This is a genomic window from Pseudomonadales bacterium, assembly GCA_024234615.1.
GTDB lineage: Bacteria > Pseudomonadota > Gammaproteobacteria > Pseudomonadales > IMCC2047 > JAJFKB01.
Map to the genome: position 1 here is coordinate 1084665 of JACKNY010000001.1, position 20129 is coordinate 1104793.

Sequence of the window (20129 nt, forward strand, 5' to 3'; positions counted from 1 at the left end):
TCAACTGAACGGGCAAATGGGAAAGATTTAACCATGAATTTATCAGACATCTATTTAGGGGTCGGAATGTTCACCGCCATCGTGCTGTTTTTGGTGGTGGTGATCCTGATGGCCAGGGCGAAACTTGTTAGCTCCGGCGCGGTTACTATTGAAATCAACGGTGATCCAGCGCATACCATTAAGGTTGCGGCGGGCGATAAACTATTACAAACCCTTGCGGGTGCTGGCGTTTTCCTGTCTTCTGCTTGTGGCGGCGGCGGTACCTGCGCGCAGTGTAAATGTACTGTGCTGGAGGGTGGTGGATCCATGCTGCCGACGGAAGAAGGGCATTTCACACGCGGACAAAAACGCGCCGGAGAGCGTTTATCTTGCCAAGTGGCAGTTAAGCAGGATATGAAAATTGAAGTGCCGGAAGAAGTATTTGGTGTTAAACACTGGCGCTGCAAGGTTCGTTCGAACGACAACGTAGCAACCTTTATTAAAGAGTTAGTGCTGGAATTGCCAGAGGGCGAAAGTGTTGATTTCCGCGCTGGGGGATATGTTCAGCTGGAAGCGCCACCACATCACGTCAAATACAAAGATTTTATCGTTGACGAGAAGTATCACGGTGATTGGGATCGATTCAACATTTGGCAGCATGAGTCCCATGTGACAGAAAAGGTGATACGTGCTTATTCAATGGCGAACTACCCAGAGGAAAAGGGCATCGTAAAATTCAACATTCGGATTGCATCGCCGCCGCCGGGAACTAACTACCCAGCCGGTAAAATGTCATCCTATGTGTTCAGCTTGAAACCGGGCGATGAAATCGATGTGTTCGGTCCATTCGGAGAGTTTTTTGCGAAGAAAACTGATGCTGAGATGGTGTTTATTGGCGGCGGTGCAGGCATGGCACCGATGCGTTCACATATTTTTGATCAGCTCAAGCGGCTTGGTAGTAAACGTAAAATGTCTTTCTGGTACGGCGCGCGCAGTATGCGTGAGATGTTCTATCAGGATGAATATGACCAACTGGCCAAGGACAATGAGAATTTTACCTGGCATGTTGCTTTGTCTGATCCGATGCCGGAAGATAATTGGACTGGCTACACAGGCTTTATTCACAACGTGCTTTATGAGAATTACCTCAAGGACCACCCCGCGCCGGAAGACTGTGAGTACTATATGTGTGGGCCTCCGATGATGAATGCCGCGGTGATTAAAATGCTGCAGGATTTGGGTGTAGAGCCGGAAAATATATTGTTGGACGATTTTGGTGGTTAATGCGCACTGGCGTGCCTAGGTCAATACTCTATGCAATAACGCTGTTATTGCTACTGGTTGGCTGTTCAGCTAGGGAAAATGGGTCGGAGTTGGTTAGTATCTCCGGCCCAACTATGGGTACTCAGTTTAATATTAAATATTTTCTGCCTTCCGCTGCATCGATTTCTACAAAGAAAATTCAATCTAGAGTCGAGGCGCAGCTAGCCAACATTAATCAGCTGATGTCGACCTACTTACTGGATTCGGAATTAAGTCGCTTTAATCGCGCGAAAACGAATGAATGGTTTCCAGTATCAAAGGAAACGGTAACAGTGATTGACCTAGCGTTAGAAATTAGCACGCAGACGCAGGGAGCGTTTGATGTGACAGTCGCCTCCTTGGTTGATCTCTGGGGGTTTGGACCGACCAAGCGAGCGCCAGAGCCACCTTCCGCTGAATTGATTGCCGCAGAGTTAGATAAAGTAGGATATACCTCTTTACAGGTTGATCAAGCCGCTTCAGCCTTGTTAAAAACTACGGAGCTAACGCTGGATTTATCTGCAATAGCCAAAGGGTATGCGGTTGATCGTGTGGCGGACGTGCTCAACCTGGCTGGTATTGACAGTTACATGGTTGAAGTTGGTGGAGAGATTAGGGCCAAGGGCATGAAACCGGAGCAACAACCCTGGCGCATTGCAATAGAGTCGCCAGTACCTACACAGAGGGCGGTTCAGCGTGTCATAGAACTGACCGATATTGCGGTGGCGACATCTGGTGATTACAGGAATTATTTTGAAAAAGATGGTCGGCGATATTCGCATACCATTGACCCGGTAACCGGATATCCGATTACTCATGCGCTGGCCTCAGTGACCGTTTTGGCAGAGACAAGTGCGCGTGCGGATGCATTAGCAACGGCGCTGATGGTGATGGGGCCAGAACGGGCTCTGGTCTTTGCCAATAGCCATAAATTACCGGTTTTTTTAATTGTTAAGCAAGCATCAGGTTTTACGGAAGTTGCATCTGATGCCTTTGCGGGCTGGATTAACTAGCCGGCAGCAATAAGTATTATCCGAGGTATTCTATGTCTGTCGTAATTGCCGTTTTTGTTTTTATGTTATTCATTGTGTTGGCGATGTCGGTTGGTGTGCTATTTACCGGTAAAGCCATTAAAGGTTCCTGCGGCGGACTCAGTGCGCTTGGCATGAAGTCGGCGTGCGATGTTTGTGGCGGCAAGGATGATGAATGTGAAAAAGAACAACAAAATAAAATCAAACTCCGCCAACTGGAAGATGATGCCTAAGTTGTCAGCGTTCAATCACCTCGCAAGCCAGTGTTATTGTGACTTAAGCACAAAAATGAGCATATAACCTTTAGCGTTATAGCGTTCTCAAACAGCAAGGGGGAAGAGTGGGAAACGCAGATACACATTATGATACGGTTGTCATCGGCAGTGGACCGGGTGGTGAAGCTGCGGCAATTAATCTGGCCAAGCATGGTCGCCGGGTCGCAGTAGTTGAACGTCATAAATTTGTCGGCGGCGCCTGTACTCATCTCGGCACGATACCCTCCAAAGCCTTACGCCATTCAGTGCGAAGAACTATTCAATTTAATACTGACCCAATGTTCCGTAGTATCGGAGAGCCCCGGATTTTTACCTATCAGGAAGTGCTAAACCGGGCGGAAAAAGTGATAGAAAAGCAGGTGGATTTACGCACTGATTTCTATCCTCATAATCGTATTAAGCTAATCCGTGGGCACGCACGCTTTGTCGATCAGAATACTCTTAACATTCAGACCGAAGATAAGGTGAAACAATTTGAAATCACTGCGGATACCTTTGTTGTTGCCGTTGGCTCACACCCCTACCGTCCTTCAGATGTAGATTTTCAGCATGCGCGAGTCTACAGTAGCGATGATATTCTTGGTATGAAATTCACACCCCGTAGCTTGATTATTTATGGTGCGGGCGTGATTGGTTGTGAATACGCATCGATATTTGCCGGATTAGGTGCGCGGGTAGACTTGCTCAATTCCCGTGATCGCCTGCTTTCCTTTCTTGATGATGAGATATCTGATGCCCTTGGCTACCAGTTGCGTCGTAGCGGGGTGCGTATTCGTAATAATGAAGAATACGAAAAGGTTGAAGTGGCCGACGAATATGTGGCGGTACAGCTGAAATCAGGTAAGGTGATTAAAGCCAATGCGTTACTCTGGTGTAATGGCCGGACTGGCAATACGCAGAATTTGGGGCTCGAGAATGTCGAATTGGAGGCCGATTCACGTGGCCTGCTCAAGGTCGACAAGTGTTTTCGTACTAAGGTACCCAATATCTATGCGGTCGGTGATGTTGTCGGTTGGCCCAGTCTGGCCAGCGCGTCGTACGATCAGGGACGTGCCGCGTCTTTTGATATCCTGGGTAAAGTGAGTTATTGGAAAGGGGATTATGTGCCAACCGGCATCTACACCATCCCTGAAATTAGCTCAGTGGGTAAAAATGAACGGGAATTGACGGCAGCAAAAATTCCCTATGAAGTCGGGCAGGCCAATTTCAGAGATACTGCGCGTGGTCATATTTCTGAAGAAAAAATAGGTATGCTAAAGCTTCTCTTTCACTCTGAAACACTGGAAATTCTCGGTATTCATTGTTTTGGTGATCAAGCTGCGGAGATTATCCATATCGGCCAAGCTATCATGAGTCAAAAGGGGGAGGGTAATACCATCAAGTATTTTACCTGCCATACCTTTAACTACCCCACGATGGCGGAAGCCTACCGTACGGCGGCATTAGATGGGTTAAACCGTATTCGTCACCGGGTGCCGGATAAGTGGGATATTGATTTAACGGGGCCTAAAGGAAAATAACGGCAAGAATTTGTGTCCCTGCCGTTTTTCGTATTCTAGCTGATCAAGGCGCAGCGTTTCTTGTAAGCATCATGCGCGATTTGAACATCTTCCAGGAATAAGGGTAATTCCTCCAGTAATAGCGCTTGGGGCCCATCTACCAAGGCTTTGCTTGGTGCCGGATGGAAATCCACTAGCACCATATTGGCGCCAGCGATAATGCCTTGCGCGGTGGCATGCATTACGTCCAGCAAGCCATCAGGAGCGACTTCACGGGTACCTACTGAGTGTGAGGGGTCGATACATACCGGCATACGGGTCAGGCGTTTAATCACTGGAACCTGAGCGAAATCGACCAGATTACGATGCGGTAAGCCAAACTCACTTTTCATACCGCGCAAGCAAAAAATAACATTTGAGTTGCCTTCGCTGGCTAAGTATTCAGCGGCGTTTAATGACTCATTTAAGGTAATGCCAAAGCCCCTTTTGAGTAGTACTGGGTAGGTTTTTTGGCGGCCGATAGATTTTAATAGTTCAAAATTCTGGATATTCCGTGTACCTACCTGTAACAGAACGCCCGTAGGATTACCGCAAGCTTCCAGGCAGCGATGAATTTCTTCGATGTGCGATTCGTGTGTAATTTCCATCGCGATGACCTTAATGCCATATTTGCCTGCCAGTTCAAATACATAGGGCAAACAGGCTTCACCATGGCCCTGGAATGAATAAGGGTTGGTGCGCGGTTTGTAGGCACCCATACGCGTACATTGTTGATTGTTCTCTTGCAGCGCACGCAGTGTCAGCTCCACATGCTCAGGGTTATCGACTGCGCAAAGTCCAGCGAAGACGTTTAATCCTTTTTGGTCAAAGTGTACGCCGTTATAATCGAAACCGAAGGTGCGTTGGTTATCCTTATGACGACCCAGAATACGGTATTCTTCCGAGATACGTATAACACGTTCTACGGCGGGAAGACTTTCGATATCCTCTTTTGTTACCGTGTGGGTATCACCCAATAAATAGATTTCAGTGAGCTTTTGTTTGTCGCCCTGGATATCATGTTTGTTCAGTTTAACGCCCTGTAACGATTCAAGGTGTCGCCAGGTTTCTTTGAACGCTTCACCGTTCTCATCAGTGTTGGGGTGTAAAATTACGAGCATTAAGTAAAAGTCTCCGTGTTAGGTGAGTATTCTATAGTCAAAATTGGTATGCTGAGTATAACGCTAACTTGATATAGATGGTTAATGAGCATTTGTTTAAATTTCAATAATAGCTTCAGCCAGTTGCCGGAGATATTTTATCGACGTAAGACCCCGCAAGGTTTAAGTAACCCACAGGTGGTTAGTTTTAATGCCAATGCTGCAATGCTAATAGGTTTGGCAGCAAATGCGGATAAAGAGAGCAATTTTGCTGACCTTTTCTGTGGTAATGAACTTGCGCCAGGCTCTGATCCTTTAGCCATGGTTTACTCCGGGCACCAATTTGGCGTCTACGTGCCGCAACTGGGAGATGGGCGTGCGCTCCTGCTCGGGGAAACGATAAATCAAATTGGGGAAAAATGGGATGTGCAGTTAAAGGGCGCTGGTGCTACCCCTTTTTCACGCATGGCTGATGGTCGTGCCGTGTTACGCTCCTGTATTCGTGAATATCTTTGTTCTGAAGCAATGCACGGACTGGGCATCCCGACGACACGTGCGCTTTGTATTATTGGCAGTGAAGATCCGGTTTATCGTGAAGAAATTGAAACGGCGGCGGTGATGACGCGCTTGTCGCCGAGCCATGTACGATTTGGCAGTTTTGAATACTTTTATTACACCAAGCAGCCGCACGCGTCGCTACTATTGGCGGACTATGTCATCGACCAACATTTTAGCGAGTGGCGAAATTCAGACGACCGTTATCAGAGGCTTTTTGAGCAAGCGGTAGATCGTACTGCTTATATGATTGCGCAATGGCAGGCGGTTGGGTTTTCTCACGGTGTTATGAATACGGACAATATGTCCATTTTGGGGTTGACCCTGGACTATGGCCCATTTGGGTTTATGGAGGATTATGACCCCGGGTATATTTGTAATCATTCCGATGTGCAAGGGCGTTATGCGTTCAATCGTCAACCGATGATTGGCCTGTTTAATCTAAACTGCTTGGCGCACGCGTTCACTCCGATGCTCAGCGTTGAGCAGCTGAAGGTTTCACTGCAAAAATATGAAAGGCTTTATTTCAAATACTATGAAGGCTTAATGCGCAAAAAAATTGGTTTGGCTAAGGAAATGGCGGGAGATGATAGGCTTATCGCCGATATGTTGGAATTACTGCATGCCAATCAGGTCGATTACAGTATCTTCCTGCGCCAGCTTAGTCAGGTGTCGATGCAGGATTCTTCGCACCCAATTGATACTCTGTTCAAAGACCAGCAGGGCTTTTATGAATGGTTTCGTGCTTATCAGACCCGGTTAGCGGTTGAGGGCGGGTCGGATCGCCAGCGTGCGACAGCAATGAATCGGGTTAACCCAAAATATATTCTGAGAAATTATTTGGCGCATCAGGCGATTACAGAAGCACAGCAAGGAAACTACGGTGAGATAGATCGCCTTATGCAAATACTGAGCGCGCCATTTGACGAACATGCTGAGTTTGAACAATACGCTGTTGCTTCTCCGCAATGGGGAAAGGAGCTCGAGGTAAGTTGTTCATCTTAATACTGATTCAACGATAGAGCATAGTGAAAAATTTACTTTTAAAATATTCCGATTTAGTGTCGGATGATTTAGTATTGGGTTGGTACAATTATTGCCTATTCATAATTTTGTGGGTGGGAAGTCTGAGTTAATAATAAAAATAGGTTTACTATGGGTCAGATAAATCGAACAGGAGTTGATCGGCGAATACAGTCTCAATCGGATATCAGTGCACTTGTTGCCTCCCGATCCGAGGCATTATCACTTTATACTGAACTAGCGGCACACCGCCCATTTATCCAAAACGAACGTTTTGAAGAGGAATTGAAACACTTCTGTGAAGCCCTTATCGACTACACAGCGAGTGCACATTTCCGCCTTTATCAACACCTAGCGGAAAATAAAGAGCGGCGTAAGCCGGTAACCAATGTGGCAGATGACGTTTATCCCTTGATTGCCAAAACCACCGATAAAATTTTAGCCTTTAATGACCGTTACGGTGACGAAGCCGACCTCCGTAAACAGGCGGATCAGATTGAGCAAGACCTTTCTAAAATTGGCGAAATTCTAGCTGATCGTATTCAATGCGAAGATAAAGTGATAAAGGCAATGCGCAGCGAAAGACGTGACGGCTAAACTGGCGAGCCCTCAGTTGTCATTGTTGGCATACTGGTTTAACAGGTTTATCCATTCCTCCCTATGAGCTTAATAGTACCCCAGATAAAGCCTTTAGAGGCTAATATCTGGGGCTCTTAGCTTTTTTGGCCTCGTTAGATTTTTAAGTGCTACCCACCTAAGCGATGCCATCGTCTAATGGCCCTCAATTTGCAGCAGCACTTGATTACTTAAATCCCAATGTTATGGCATAAAATGCTTGTTTTTTGTCATTGCAGACAATTTCCTGTCAGACTATATTTCTTCAAGCTTTGCTAGTCTCTCTGTCAGAGGTATAAATAGAATGACGCAATATGTGGACTTCCTGCTCTATGATGACGCAGTCGGTTTGGACATTACCGGACCGTTAGAAGTATTAAATACTGCGTCGATACTATTGCGCCAAAACGGCGTGATTGAGCAAGCGTATCGCGCCAGATTTTGGGCACAGAGCGTAGGGTTGGTTCGGTTAAGCTCGGGTCTTTGTGTGCAAGCGGATCATGCCCTCGGCGAAGCCATGAAGTCAGATATTTTGATTGTCCCCGGTACTGTTGATCCCGAATTAATCATCAAAAACTCTGCTTTTCTCAATGCTGTCAAGCACGCTTCAAAACAGGCAAAGCGAATAGTATCTGTTTGTACGGGTGCCTTTATTTTGGCGGCGTGTGGACTGCTTGATGGACGCCAAGCAACCACGCATTGGTTACAGACTGATCTGTTAGCAGCGCGCTATCCTAGGATAAAGGTTGTGCCGAATGCTATCTACACCAGAGACGGCGCGATATCAACCAGTGCCGGTGTGACTGCCGGTATCGATCTAGCACTGGCTTTAGTAGAAGAAGATTACGGAGCCGAATTAGCGATAGAAATTTCACGCTGTTTAGTTGTCTACCTACGCAGACCCGGTGGTCAAACGCAGTTTAGCGCGCCGCTTGAATTGGAAAAGAAGGCTGGCGAGCGTTTTAGCAAACTACATTCTTGGCTGTTACAAAACTTAGATCAGCCTGTGGCTGTTGAGGATATGGCGGAGCAGGTGGATATGAGCCCACGCAATTTTTCCCGTGTGTTTAGTAAGATGACAGGTATAACGCCAGGAAAATACGTTGAATCGATACGGCTGGAGCGTGCCAGAGAGCTGTTGGAAAGCGGAAAGCCGCCAATCAACAGAGTCGCACAACTGAGCGGTTTTGGGCGCGAGGAGCGCATGCGCCGCGCTTTTATACGTGAGTTAGGGGTAACTCCCGGCTTGTATCAAAGTCATTTCGGCAGATAGAACTTTATTTTTGAACAGGAGAACATGATGAGTTACACCTACGGAATATTTATATACGATAAAGTAGCAGCGCTCGACTTCGTCGGACCCAGCGAAACTTTCACGGTCTCAAACTTCCTGAAAGGCGAAGGTAGAGTAATTACTATCGCTGCTAGTACAGAACCCGTCACCTGCCTTTCCGGCATGCGTGTCATACCGGATTACAACTTTGAAAATGCTCCGCCCGTTGATGTGGTACTAGTACCGGGGACTGAAGGTGTTGATGAGCTGTTGGCCATGGATAGCGCGATTGCTTGGGTTAAGTCGCAGGCGGGTCAGGTAAAATACATGACCGCCGTTTGCACTGGTGCATTATTACTGCAAAAAGCGGGGTTGTTGAAAAATCGTAAGGCGACCACCCATTGGATGCTAACCGAAGCGCTGGCACAGGATCCCAGTATCGAGCTGATGGCCGATATGCGCTACGTGTGTGATGGTAATATAGTTACCTCACAGGGTATTTCTGCGGGTATTGATATGTCACTTTGGTTGGTTGGTCAACTGCATTCCCCCGCTCACGCACGTGAAGTGCGCAAATTACTGCAGTATGATCCAGCACCACCCTATACTGCCGAGGTATAGTTTTAGCAAGCCCATAATTACCTTTATCTTGCCGGCTGGATGGATTAGTGTATCTGGGATATCACCAATCTCGGATACTGCCATGAAGAAAATAAAGAACGAAAGTGCCTTATTCAAAGAGGCCATTCGAGTGGGTACCATCTATTTACAGAAAAGAGGAGTAGATCACTTCGATACTACCGATGATGTCGGTTTTAAGGCTAAAGCAATTTACACGCTCTTGGTCATGGATAAGTTGATTCAGCCATTACCGAAAGCACATGAAGATAACGTAAATATTAAGCATAAGCTGGCAATTTGGATTTCCAAACGCTTACCAGAAGATCATGAACTACTGCGCTAGCAGCCCTGTGGCATTGAATTGAACACCTTCGACAATACGGTTGCGTTGCTTCAGGAGGTACGCGCCTGCAAGATTTGTGAGCCTGATTTAGCACTGGGTGCCAAGCCGGTATTACAGTTCGCTGCCAACGCCAAGCTTCTAGTGGTTGGACAGGCACCTGGTATCAGGGTCCACGAAACCGGAATTCCCTGGAATGACCCAAGTGGTGAACGGCTACGTGAATGGATGGGCGTAGATAGTCAAACATTCTATGACCCATCACAAATCGCGATTGTCCCGATGGGTTTTTGCTATCCCGGTAAAGGCAAGTCGGGAGACCTGCCCCCGCGCAAAGAGTGCGCGCAATTGTGGCGGAATAAAATTCATCAATGCTTGCCAAATATTGAATTAACGCTATTAATTGGTCAATATGCACAGCAATATTATCTAGGTAAAGACGCTCTGACATTGACCCAAAGGGTCTCGAATTGGCGCCATTATCTGCCCTCTTATATACTGCTACCTCATCCTTCGCCGCGCAATAATATCTGGTTACGTAAAAACTCTTGGTTTGAAGAGGTGGTTGTCGCATTGAGGCGTCAGGTTTCTCAGATTCTTTTATAGGTTTCCCCAACGTTCAGTTTCTATTCATCATTACTCGGTTAGTCTTTCTCTACAGCCTAACGGAGGAATTCAATATGAAATTAACAGCATCAATTTTTTTAACCTTGGTTGCGTTAAGCCTCAGTGGTGTGTCAATTGCTGGCGATTTTGCCAGTAAGCACAGGCATGCCAATAATGGTCACCACTTGGACTTTCAATGGACGCACGGCAATGATGGCATCAACCGGCATTATCGTTCAGATCATAACCGGCATAAGGCCTTCAAACACCGTGGCTACCACCACAAGCAGAACCGGCAGTATTACAAAAATCGCCAGCATCATAATTATTTTGGCTTCAGTTATTTTCGTTATTATGATGAGCCCCGGCATTTCCGAGGTGATCGATATAGTTATCGACTTAATCATCGACATCACTCAAATTGTCGGCACTGAAAAGGTTTTGCGCTGACGCATCTTAATAAAATCAGGCATAATAACGTGCTCTTATGATTTCGTTGGGTAAATTTATGTCGGTTAAAGATGTTATAGAAATGAAGCTAAACAAGGCCTTTCAGCCCACTTATTTGCAGGTAGTCAATGAGAGTTTTCGCCATAGCGTACCACCTGGCTCAGAATCACATTTTAAAGTGACTTTGGTTGCCGAGGAGTTTGCGGGGAGTTCTGCGGTCAAGCGGCATCAGATGGTATACAAACTCTTGGCTGATGAACTTAACAGCGGTATCCACGCGCTTGCTCTACATCTTTATACAGATGAGGAATGGCGTGCTAAAGGGGGAATAGAGCCTGAGTCACCTGCTTGCCGGGGCGGTTCGAAATAAGGCGGAAGCTCCGATTCATTCATGGTGAATCCCTGGTGTATTTTGCTGGGGACTTTTTATATATTGCGTAAAAGACGCTACCAATACAGTAGATGGTGATGCCGATGGCAGAATACCAAGTTGTGGCACTCTATAAGTTTGCCACCCTTGATAACTTCGAAAAAATGCGTAAGCCCTTATTCAGTTTATGCGTCGAACGGCGGGTAACCGGCACGTTGCTGCTAGCGTATGAAGGTATCAATGGTACTATCGCTGGTACGCAATCAGACGTCGAAACAGTGTTGAATTATTTGCGGCAGGATAAGCGTTTATCCGATATCGACTACAAAGTATCCGTGAGTGAAACCAATCCATTTTTACGCATGAAAGTGAAGTTGAAAAAGGAGATAGTGACTCTAGGAATAGAAGGTGTCGATCCGAATCAGAAAGTTGGAAAGTACGTGCAGCCTAAGGATTGGAACCAGCTTATTAGCGATCCTGATGTCGTTCTGATTGATACCCGTAACGACTATGAGGTGGATATCGGTGTCTTTGCCGGGGCGATTAATCCTGATACGGAAAGCTTTCGAGATTTTCCAAGTTATGTGGTGACCCATCTAAACCCCGCGAAGCATAAAAAGGTAGCTATGTATTGCACTGGAGGCATTCGCTGTGAAAAGGCGAGCGCCTTTATGCTACAGCAGGGATTTACAGAAGTTTACCACCTTCAGGGCGGTATTCTTAAGTATTTGGAAGAAGTGCCTGAACAGGAAAGCCTCTGGCAAGGAGAATGTTTTGTTTTTGATCGGCGAGTTGCGGTAAACCATCAATTGGAGCCCGGTAGTTATGATATGTGCTATGCCTGCCGTCGCCCCATTTCAGATAAGGATAAAGCCTCTGAGCATTACCAGACGGGGGTTTCTTGTCCGCGCTGTATTGAAGAATATACAGATAAAGATAGAACACGTTTTAGCCAGCGCCAGAAACAGGTTGAATTGGGTAAGCAACGTGAACGGGTACATATTGGTGTTTCCCGCGCGGAAATTCAGCGGACAAAGGCGGAAAAACAGCAGCGCAAGGCTGCTTTGGCGGAGCGTGCTAAAGCCGGTCAGTTAACAAAGAGATAGGTTTTTCAGGGTAGTTTGCCCGTATCTCAATCCCTAGACTGTTAAATTATCCAAAAATTGCTGCCATTATCGAATAGCGCAGTCTTTCATGCTCTGGTCAAATAGCACCTGAAGATAAGCAATTCGTTGTTTTTCATATTTCTTCCTCCTGTTGTGCATAGCGCAACAAATACGCCCGGCTGGGCTGGCCCTTTTTAAGGGCCTTTTTTTTGTCCGAAGGTTTCCTATTCAGAATATTTCTTACCAGTAACGAATATCCCAGGCTCAACCCGAAGCTTTATACTCAACCTAATAACTTTATCTTTAACCTAGTCATTAGCGAGAAGAGGTTTAGATGGGAGATGATGATAAAAGACATGGATAGGCGACAATTTATTCTGCGATTGAGTCGTATAGCCGTTGCTATAAGTGCGGCAGGTTGGTTCGTTCAAGCTCGGGCTGGAGACACCTCGGGGGCGAATGTCAGTGCCCATAATCAGGCAGCGTTGATTGCTGAGCTGTCATATCAATTATTACCTATACAAGCGCCGCAATCGGCGCTTTATCAGTCGGTTGTTCACGCATTGATGAACCAGTTAACGCAGCGACCGGGAGCCGCAGAACTGATCAGGCAAGGCGTGGAGACTTTTAATGGATTTACTGGCAAGCCTTGGCTTGAATTAACCGCAAAGGAACGTCGGCAAGTGATACAGGCGCTATTCGATACGCCTTTTGTCAGCATGGTGCGTTGGACTACTCAGGAGGTTGTGTTGAGAGATCGGCAGATTTGGAATCAATTGGGATACCAAGGCTCATCAATTGAAAAGGGCGGCTATTTACAGCGTGGTTTTGATGATATTGACTGGCTGCCAGAAGCACCAAGAGAGAGAAAATAATGAGAAAGTTTGCGCTTTCCGATGAGTCGGTAGTTGTCGTAATTGGGTCTGGGGCTGGCGGAGGAACGCTGGCTAATGAGCTTGCTCAGCGTGACATTAACGTCGTCTGTCTGGAGGCGGGCAAGCGTTTAGCGGCGCATGAAGTGGTTAATGATGAAGCTATCATGTTTGAACGTTTTACCTGGTTTGATCGACGTATTGGTTCTGGCATTGCGCCTAAAGATTTCCCGGTCTGGACTTGTAAAACAGTGGGAGGCACGACCATGCACTGGACGGCCTCCTGTCCACGCATGCAGGAGCACGAGTTCCGGGCACGCTCAACTTACGGGGATATAGCCGATGCCAATTTGGTGGACTGGCCTATCGGCTTACAAAAGTTAGCACCCTATTATGAGCGCGCAGAAGATAAGATGGGTATTACCGGCACCCACGGCATTGAGCGCTTGCCAGGCAATAATAATTATAAAGTACTGGAAGCAGGGGCTCGCGCTGTTGGCTATCGGGATATAGATACCAATAATGTTGCTATTAATTCAAAGCCACGAGATGGCCGGGCATCCTGTTTGCAGCTGGGTTTTTGTACCAGTGGTTGTGTTGTGCAGGCTAAGTGGTCGACACTCTATACTGAAATCAGTAAGGCGGAAACTACCGAGCATTTTGAGCTTCGATCTGAATCAATGGCGGTTCGAATTAATCATGACACGACGGGGCGAGCAGCGAGTGTTGAGTATATTGATAATATGGGACAGCGGCACGTGCAGCGGGCGCGAATTGTTTGCGTTGCGGGCAATGCGGTGGAAACCACGCGCCTGTTGCTGAATTCTAGTTCTGAGCATTTTCCTGCGGGCTTGGCCAACAGCAGCGATCAGGTGGGGCGCAATTATATGAGACATTTTGCCTTGCCTGTGATTGGTATCATGCCGGGGCCAGTCAATATTCATCGTGGCACTCACCAGGCCGGGATCGTCAAAGATGAGCGCCACCATGATCCCAAAAGGGGTTTTAACGGTGGGTTTCTATTTCTCACCGTACCCTTCACGCCAGAAATTATTAGCAAAATTATCCTCAAGGATTTATGGGGTGAGCGTTTAGTGGAGGTGATGGAGCAATATGACCATATGGCGGCCATGTTGGTGCATGGTGAAGATATGCCACAGCAAAGTAACCGGATTAGTCTGCATGCAACCGAGAAAGATGCCAATGGCTTACCGGTGCCTGTGGTGCATTATGAGGATCATCCTAATACCAAGGCGATGAAGAAATATGCCGCACAAAAAGGGCAGGCTGTTTATGAGGCACTGGGGGCGAAAGAGATTTTTACAGCGCAGGATGTATTTCCTGCAACTCATAATATGGGTGTTGCCCGTATGGGCACTAACCCACAGCATTCAGTTTGTAATAGCTGGGGGCAAACCCATGATATAAAGAATCTCTTCATATCCGATGGCAGCTTATTCCCGACCGTTGGCTGCGAAAATCCTACCCTAACCATCGTTGCTCTCGTGATTCGACAGGCCGACTATATTGAACAGGCATTAAAAAAAGGCGTACTATAAGAAGGTATTCCTCCAGCGCGATATAATCTGTGTCGAAATCGCTGCCATTTTGGAATAGATTGACAATCAAGCTTGTTGTCTAATCCGCCCATGAGAGTTGACGTATGAATGATTCCGAATTCGATTTAAATATGAATCTAGAAATCGAAGGATCAAACCTGTCCGTTATTGGCGTCGGGCGTATGGGCTGTGGCATTGCTTTAAGTTTTGCTTACGCAGGCTACCCTATTACCCTCGTTGATAGCGAAGATCGTTCCGAGCAGCGTTTTGCGGAGCTGGTTGCCGCTACTTTGCCGCTATTACAGGCAGATCTGGATTTTCTTAAAAGTGTCAGCGTTATTTCTGAACAGCAATCGACAGAAATTTTGGCGCGCATCAGTATTGTGCCTAAAGCGAATGCTGCGAGTTATCTGCAACAGGCAGACTTTATCTTTGAAGCCGTTTCTGAAGTCGTTGAGATTAAAAAAAGCACTTATGCCTGGCTTAACGATATAGCCTCACCAAAAGCTATTTTTGCTTCGACGACATCCACTATGCTGGCTAATAAGCTAGCGGAATTTGTTCGTGATAGTTCCCGCTTTTCCAATGCCCATTGGCTGAACCCCGCCTATTTGATGCCTTTGATCGAAATCAGTCCGTCGCAAGGTACTAGCGATGAGACCGTGACGAAGCTCAAAACACTATTTGAAAAAATGGGTAAGAAACCCATTGTTTGCGCGGCGTCTCCGGGATACATTGTGTCTCGTTTGCAGGCGCTTGCCTTAAACGAGTCCGCACGAATGGTTGAAGAGGGCGTCGCCAGCGCAGAAGATATTGATAACGCCGTTCGCTATGGTTTCGGCATCCGTTATGCGATTTTAGGCATGCTGGAGTTTGTCGACTGGGGTGGCGGAGATATTCTTTATTATGCCTGCAACTATTTAGCGGATAATATTGATCAAAAACGATTTGCACCGGCAGATATCGTTAAACAAAATATGGAAAACCACCGTAACGGCTTAAGAGACGGCGTTGGTTTTTATGAGTACGAAGGTGTTGATTTGGACGCTTATCGCAATAGGAAGTTGGCGGCCTTTGTGAATTTACTGAAACACCTTGAATTAATGCCTCGGGCAAAATAGGGCTAATCAAATTAAAAATTTGACTGGCGGAGAGAGACGAGTAAAGTCGTATCTGTCATTCATTAGTAGGAAGGAGGAACACAGTGTTGTTATCAATAACACTGAACATAATAATTAAGATGGTTTAGAAATAGATTTATATAGGCAAACACAAACGAGGGATAAATTATGAAAAAAATTACCTATGGGTTAACCCCATTGCTGGCAACAAGTTTGCTCGCCACTGCTGTTGTGCAGGCAAATGAAGGCGGGACGGGTTTTGCTTTAGAAGAAGTGGTGGTGACTGCACGGAAACGTGAAGAAAACCTGCAATCCACACCAATAGCCGTTTCAGCTTTTACTGAGCGCGAACTGGCATACCGTCAAATTGATTCTACTGATAAGTTAAGCGATATTACGCCAAACCTGACCTTCGATTCGGCTTCTCCGTCATCAGGTTCAAGTTCGACGGCGCAGATTTTTATTCGTGGCATTGGCCAAACGGATTTTACGCCGGTCACCGACCCAGGCGTTGGTCTTTATATTGACGGCATCTATATGGCCCGTTCGGTAGGCGGCGTGTTGGATTTTCTGGATGTACAGCGCATTGAAGTATTACGTGGGCCACAGGGAACCCTGTTTGGCCGCAATACTATTGGCGGCGCGGTGGCTATCTATTCCAAAAAACCGGAGCCGGATGCCAGCGGCAGTGTTCAGATTCAGGTGGGTGATGATGATATGCGCTACATCACTGCCAAGGCGAATATGCCCGTCTCTGAAGATCTGTTAACTAATTTCGCAATATCTTCGCGTAAGCGCGATGGGTATGTCGATCGTATCTTTGGTGGGCCTAGTACCGGTGATGACGATAGCCTCGCTGGTCGTGGTTCGTTGCTCTGGACGCCAACCGATAATTTCGAACTCTATGCTACAGCGGATGCAACCAAGATTCGTGAAAATGGTACTCCCGGTGTTACCGGTGGTGTTAACGATAAAGCATCGTTTGGCGCCATGGCTAATGGCGTACTGGCCAGCTGTACCGCAGTTAATATCAATCCAAACTTTGATGGCTCCCAGCCAAACGGTCCGCCTACGTTACCGTGGATAAATGTCGGCGCTGGTGGTGCTCCCGGTTGCTTAACGCCGGATACGTTTAACGGAGAATATAAATCAGGCGGTACATTCCCGACGAAATCGGATTTGGATATCTGGGGTGCGAGTGTCGAAATGACCTGGAATGTTAACGACTGGCTGACGATTAAATCGATCACCGGTTATCGTGATATGGACATGGAATCGTCGCGTGACGGCGATAATACTCCCGGTATTATCTTTGCGACACGAGACTTTTACGAGCAGGATCAATTCAGCCAGGAACTGCAGTTTTCCGGTGTGGCTATGGAAGACAGGCTGAAGTGGTTGTTGGGTCTCTACTACTTCGAGGAAGATGGTTTTAATAAAAACCCGGTGTATTTACCCGTAGGTGGAATTCAGAGTGGTGGTATCTTTGATAACGAGTCAAAAGCGGCGTTTTTTCAAGCCACTTATGATATGACCGATAAGCTGGCATTAACTTTTGGGGTTAGATATACCGAGGACACTAAGCAGTTTAAGCCGGATCAAATCTCCTACGGAGATGCTTCTTCCAGCGGTCTCTTCCCTAATGTATTCCCGAATTTTGCCGGATTCTATCTGCAGTCAGGGGGCGGGCCGCCTCTTGCTGCCGGAGAACGCTTGGCGACTTATGCTTGGTTTGAAGAAAAGTTTGATGACACCAATATCATGTTGAACCTGTCTTACCAGGTGACCGATGATTTCATGGCTTATGTCACTTATTCGGAAGGCTATAAGGGCGGTGGTTTCGATCAGCGTTTTACCCAATTTACAGCCGTGCCGAGTAGTTTTGATCCTGAAACGGTGGAAAGCTATGAAGTCGGATTCAAGTCTGATTTGCTGGATAGTCAGGTCCGTCTGAACGTTGCGGTATTCCATACGGATTACACAGACTTACAGATCATTATCCGTGAGGGATTTAACCCCATCACTTACAACGGTGGTGAAGCAACCATCCAAGGTGGCGAAGTAGAGCTGACCTGGGTGCCGACTGATCGTTGGTACGTAACCACTTCCGTTGGTTATATCGATGCGGAATATGACAAACTCGACACTAGGGTTACCACTAACCTGACGCCCTTAGAAAAAAGCTTTAAGCTGGTCAATACGCCGGAGCTGAGTGCAGCGATTGGTGTTGCTTATACCTTTGATCTGGGCGACTGGGCAACTTTAACACCCCGGGTGGATTGGTCATACCATGATGAGCAGGAAAATGATGCGATTAATACGCCTCAGATCCATCAGGATTCCTACGACATGCTGAATGCATCGATGTCATTGGAAACCACGGATGGCCGCTGGGAAGGTCTGTTGTCTTTCCGAAATATTACGGATGAAGAGTATATCATTACCGGCAACTCATCTTTCCAGACGTCAGCGGCTTACGTAGAGCAGGTTTATGGACGTCCTTTTGAGTGGTCATTGTCCGTTAAATATAACTTTTTCTGAGTTAGTTAAGGATAAAGCGTTTTTATAATAAGTTTCTAAAAGAAAGAAACGAACCGAACATCACCCCGGTTGGCTGGTCTAACCGGGGTGATGATTTATTATTCGGTTGTCATACATAAAAATAATTATATCGTCAGGAATTGGTGGGTTAGCGTAATCTAACCCTTACTACAAAGTGCTTGATTTTGAATAACTCTGTTTAGTCAGAGATTGTTCGGTCTTCTCCAAGAGTCATATACTTACAGGGTTGTGGCAATGAAAGTCGGATAACAGATTCATCTTTTATTGTCGTTGTTACTGTTGTTGAAATAAAACGAATGGAGAGTTTTCTATGGTTGATCATAAGCCTACACGTCGTACCTTTTTAAAAAGGCTGACTTCAGCCTGTGCCCTGGGTATGGTGGCGAGTTTTAATGCGTCGGCTGCTTTCGCCAAACAGGTCGGTGATACCTTGAGCCGCATTAAAGGTACCGTCATTCGAAAGACAGATAAATTTTATGAAGATTGGCGTCAAGGCATGACCTGGTATGTGCGCATACCCAAGCGTTATCCCGATACCATGATTTTGGCGCAATCGGTTGAGGATGTGATCGAGGCCGTTAAGTATGCGCGAGAGCGAGACTTGAAGGTATCCATCCGCAGTACAGGTCATAGTATTTCAGCTTCGCCGTTACGGGATGAGTCAGTCATGATCGATTTATCCCAGTTACGTGAAGTCAGCTTTGATGTTGAAAACCAAACGGCTTGGTTGCAGCCGGGAATGCGCGCCCAGGAGTTTCAGGAGCTGGCGAACGCCCGAGGCCTAGCCTTTCCAACCGCTCATACAAATGTGGTGGGCATGGGTGGCTTCTTATTGGGTGGCGGTTTGGGCTGGAATCTACAGAAGTGGGATATTTCTTGTCGTTCAGTGTTGGGTGCAGAAATCGTAACGGCAGATGGCGAACTGATTCAGGTTAACGAAAAGGAACATCCCGATTTGCTTTGGGCGATTCGCGGTGCTGGCCCTGGCTTCTTCGGTATTATTGTTCGTTATCACGTAAAGATGTATCCGATGCCGCGAGCCATTACTAAGAGCTCCTATATTGTAACGGAAGAACATATCCCTATGGCGGTGGAGCAGCTACAGCGACTTGCTAAAGAAAAGGATATTAACGCCGAGATTTTGGGCGTCCTAAAACATAGCGCGGACATACCGGGTATGCCGAAGGAAGGCATTGCCTTTATCGTCAGCGTTATTGCCTTTGCCGATAGCGCAGAGCAGGCGCAGAAGATACTGGCTCCTTTTGCGGCCAGTCCAATTGCGGATAAAGCTCATTTGAAAAAAGTAAACAGGCCGCATACTTTCTCGGAGCTGTTTGAAGGGCAGTTGATTACTGATGCCACTGCGCCGGATCGAACCAGTATTGATAATATGTGGACGGATAATCTGGGTAACGCGGTGCTTAAAATGGTTGATATATTGCGGGAATCGCCATCAAAACGCTCTTTTGTGATTACCGTTTGGGGTGTAAACCCAAGTAAACGCACCGATACAGCGCTACCACATTTTGCCGATGACTATATGTCCTACTATGCGCTGGCAGATAAACCTGAGCATATCGAACCAAATTATCTCTGGATGGACAAGATTAAAGCGACGATGGATGATGGTTTTGCGAAGGGACACTATATCAACGAAACTGAATTTGTGCGCTACCCGGAACATATCAAGCAGTGCTTTACCGAAGAAGGCTGGAAGCGTTTAGAAACACTGCGGACTAAATACGATCCCCAGAGTGTGTTCCATACCTATATCGGGTATTCCTAGCGCTTGATCTGCCCTAAATGCATAGGATTATGGCGAGACAGACAA

General features: G+C 46.7%; 19 protein-coding genes. 18 read left to right on the forward strand and 1 reads right to left on the reverse strand.

Going from position 1 to position 20129, the window contains the following annotated elements:
* Positions 1-33 precede the first annotated feature (33 nt).
* From nqrF to sthA, 4 genes are all read left to right on the forward strand, one after another.
* The gene (gene nqrF, locus H6995_05120) at positions 34-1263 is read left to right on the forward strand and encodes an NADH:ubiquinone reductase (Na(+)-transporting) subunit F (GenBank protein ID MCP5214368.1); all 1230 of its coding nucleotides are present in this window, start codon (positions 34-36) and stop codon (positions 1261-1263) included.
* Positions 1263-2294, forward strand: a complete 1032-nt coding sequence (locus tag H6995_05125; protein MCP5214369.1) for an FAD:protein FMN transferase — start codon at positions 1263-1265, stop codon at positions 2292-2294. The genes nqrF and H6995_05125 overlap by 1 nt, the downstream gene beginning before the upstream one ends.
* Before the next feature lie 32 nt (positions 2295-2326).
* Positions 2327-2545, forward strand: coding sequence for a (Na+)-NQR maturation NqrM (gene nqrM, locus H6995_05130; protein MCP5214370.1), 219 nt, complete (start codon positions 2327-2329; stop codon positions 2543-2545).
* 107 nt (positions 2546-2652) lie between these two features.
* Entirely contained in the window at positions 2653-4107 is a 1455-nt protein-coding gene (gene sthA / locus H6995_05135) for a Si-specific NAD(P)(+) transhydrogenase (protein ID MCP5214371.1), read from the forward strand.
* 35 nt (positions 4108-4142) lie between these two features.
* Here the strand turns inward: sthA and H6995_05140 are convergent, their stop codons facing one another.
* Entirely contained in the window at positions 4143-5246 is a 1104-nt protein-coding gene (locus H6995_05140; protein ID MCP5214372.1) for a 3-deoxy-7-phosphoheptulonate synthase, read from the reverse strand.
* An 84-nt stretch (positions 5247-5330) separates the two neighbouring features.
* Between H6995_05140 and H6995_05145 the strand changes: the two genes are divergently transcribed.
* The 14 genes from H6995_05145 (at position 5331) to H6995_05210 (ending at position 20084) form a co-directional block, all read left to right on the forward strand.
* The gene (locus tag H6995_05145) at positions 5331-6785 is read left to right on the forward strand and encodes a YdiU family protein (GenBank protein MCP5214373.1); all 1455 of its coding nucleotides are present in this window, start codon (positions 5331-5333) and stop codon (positions 6783-6785) included.
* 150 nt (positions 6786-6935) lie between these two features.
* Complete coding sequence (locus tag H6995_05150; GenBank protein ID MCP5214374.1) at positions 6936-7400, forward strand: Rsd/AlgQ family anti-sigma factor; 465 nt, start codon at positions 6936-6938, stop codon at positions 7398-7400.
* Positions 7401-7713: 313 nt separating this feature from the next.
* Positions 7714-8691 carry a GlxA family transcriptional regulator gene (locus H6995_05155; protein ID MCP5214375.1) on the forward strand — a complete coding sequence of 326 codons (978 nt, stop codon included), beginning with the start codon at positions 7714-7716 and terminating at the stop codon, positions 8689-8691.
* 24 nt (positions 8692-8715) lie between these two features.
* Positions 8716-9312 (forward strand): DJ-1/PfpI family protein, encoded by a 597-nt coding sequence (locus H6995_05160; GenBank protein ID MCP5214376.1) that lies wholly within the window; start codon positions 8716-8718, stop codon positions 9310-9312.
* Positions 9313-9394: 82 nt separating this feature from the next.
* A complete protein-coding gene (locus H6995_05165; protein ID MCP5214377.1) occupies positions 9395-9655 on the forward strand; it encodes a DUF5062 family protein in 261 nt (86 codons plus the stop codon).
* Between the two features lie 18 nt (positions 9656-9673).
* Positions 9674-10258 carry a uracil-DNA glycosylase family protein gene (locus tag H6995_05170; protein ID MCP5214378.1) on the forward strand — a complete coding sequence of 195 codons (585 nt, stop codon included), beginning with the start codon at positions 9674-9676 and terminating at the stop codon, positions 10256-10258.
* A 135-nt stretch (positions 10259-10393) separates the two neighbouring features.
* Positions 10394-10708, forward strand: coding sequence for a hypothetical protein (locus tag H6995_05175; GenBank protein MCP5214379.1), 315 nt, complete (start codon positions 10394-10396; stop codon positions 10706-10708).
* A 58-nt stretch (positions 10709-10766) separates the two neighbouring features.
* Positions 10767-11078, forward strand: a complete 312-nt coding sequence (locus H6995_05180; protein ID MCP5214380.1) for a BolA/IbaG family iron-sulfur metabolism protein — start codon at positions 10767-10769, stop codon at positions 11076-11078.
* 104 nt (positions 11079-11182) lie between these two features.
* Entirely contained in the window at positions 11183-12184 is a 1002-nt protein-coding gene (locus tag H6995_05185; GenBank protein ID MCP5214381.1) for a rhodanese-related sulfurtransferase, read from the forward strand.
* Between the two features lie 341 nt (positions 12185-12525).
* Positions 12526-13059 (forward strand): hypothetical protein, encoded by a 534-nt coding sequence (locus tag H6995_05190; protein ID MCP5214382.1) that lies wholly within the window; start codon positions 12526-12528, stop codon positions 13057-13059.
* Positions 13059-14615, forward strand: a complete 1557-nt coding sequence (locus H6995_05195; GenBank protein MCP5214383.1) for a GMC family oxidoreductase — start codon at positions 13059-13061, stop codon at positions 14613-14615. Before H6995_05190 ends, H6995_05195 begins: the two co-directional genes overlap by 1 nt.
* A 143-nt stretch (positions 14616-14758) precedes the next feature.
* Positions 14759-15736: a 3-hydroxybutyryl-CoA dehydrogenase gene (locus H6995_05200; protein ID MCP5214384.1), complete on the forward strand. Its 978-nt coding sequence runs from the start codon at positions 14759-14761 to the stop codon at positions 15734-15736.
* Positions 15737-15904: 168 nt separating this feature from the next.
* Positions 15905-18277: a TonB-dependent receptor gene (locus H6995_05205; GenBank protein MCP5214385.1), complete on the forward strand. Its 2373-nt coding sequence runs from the start codon at positions 15905-15907 to the stop codon at positions 18275-18277.
* Between the two features lie 331 nt (positions 18278-18608).
* Positions 18609-20084: an FAD-binding oxidoreductase gene (locus H6995_05210; GenBank protein MCP5214386.1), complete on the forward strand. Its 1476-nt coding sequence runs from the start codon at positions 18609-18611 to the stop codon at positions 20082-20084.
* Positions 20085-20129: the final 45 nt, after the last annotated feature.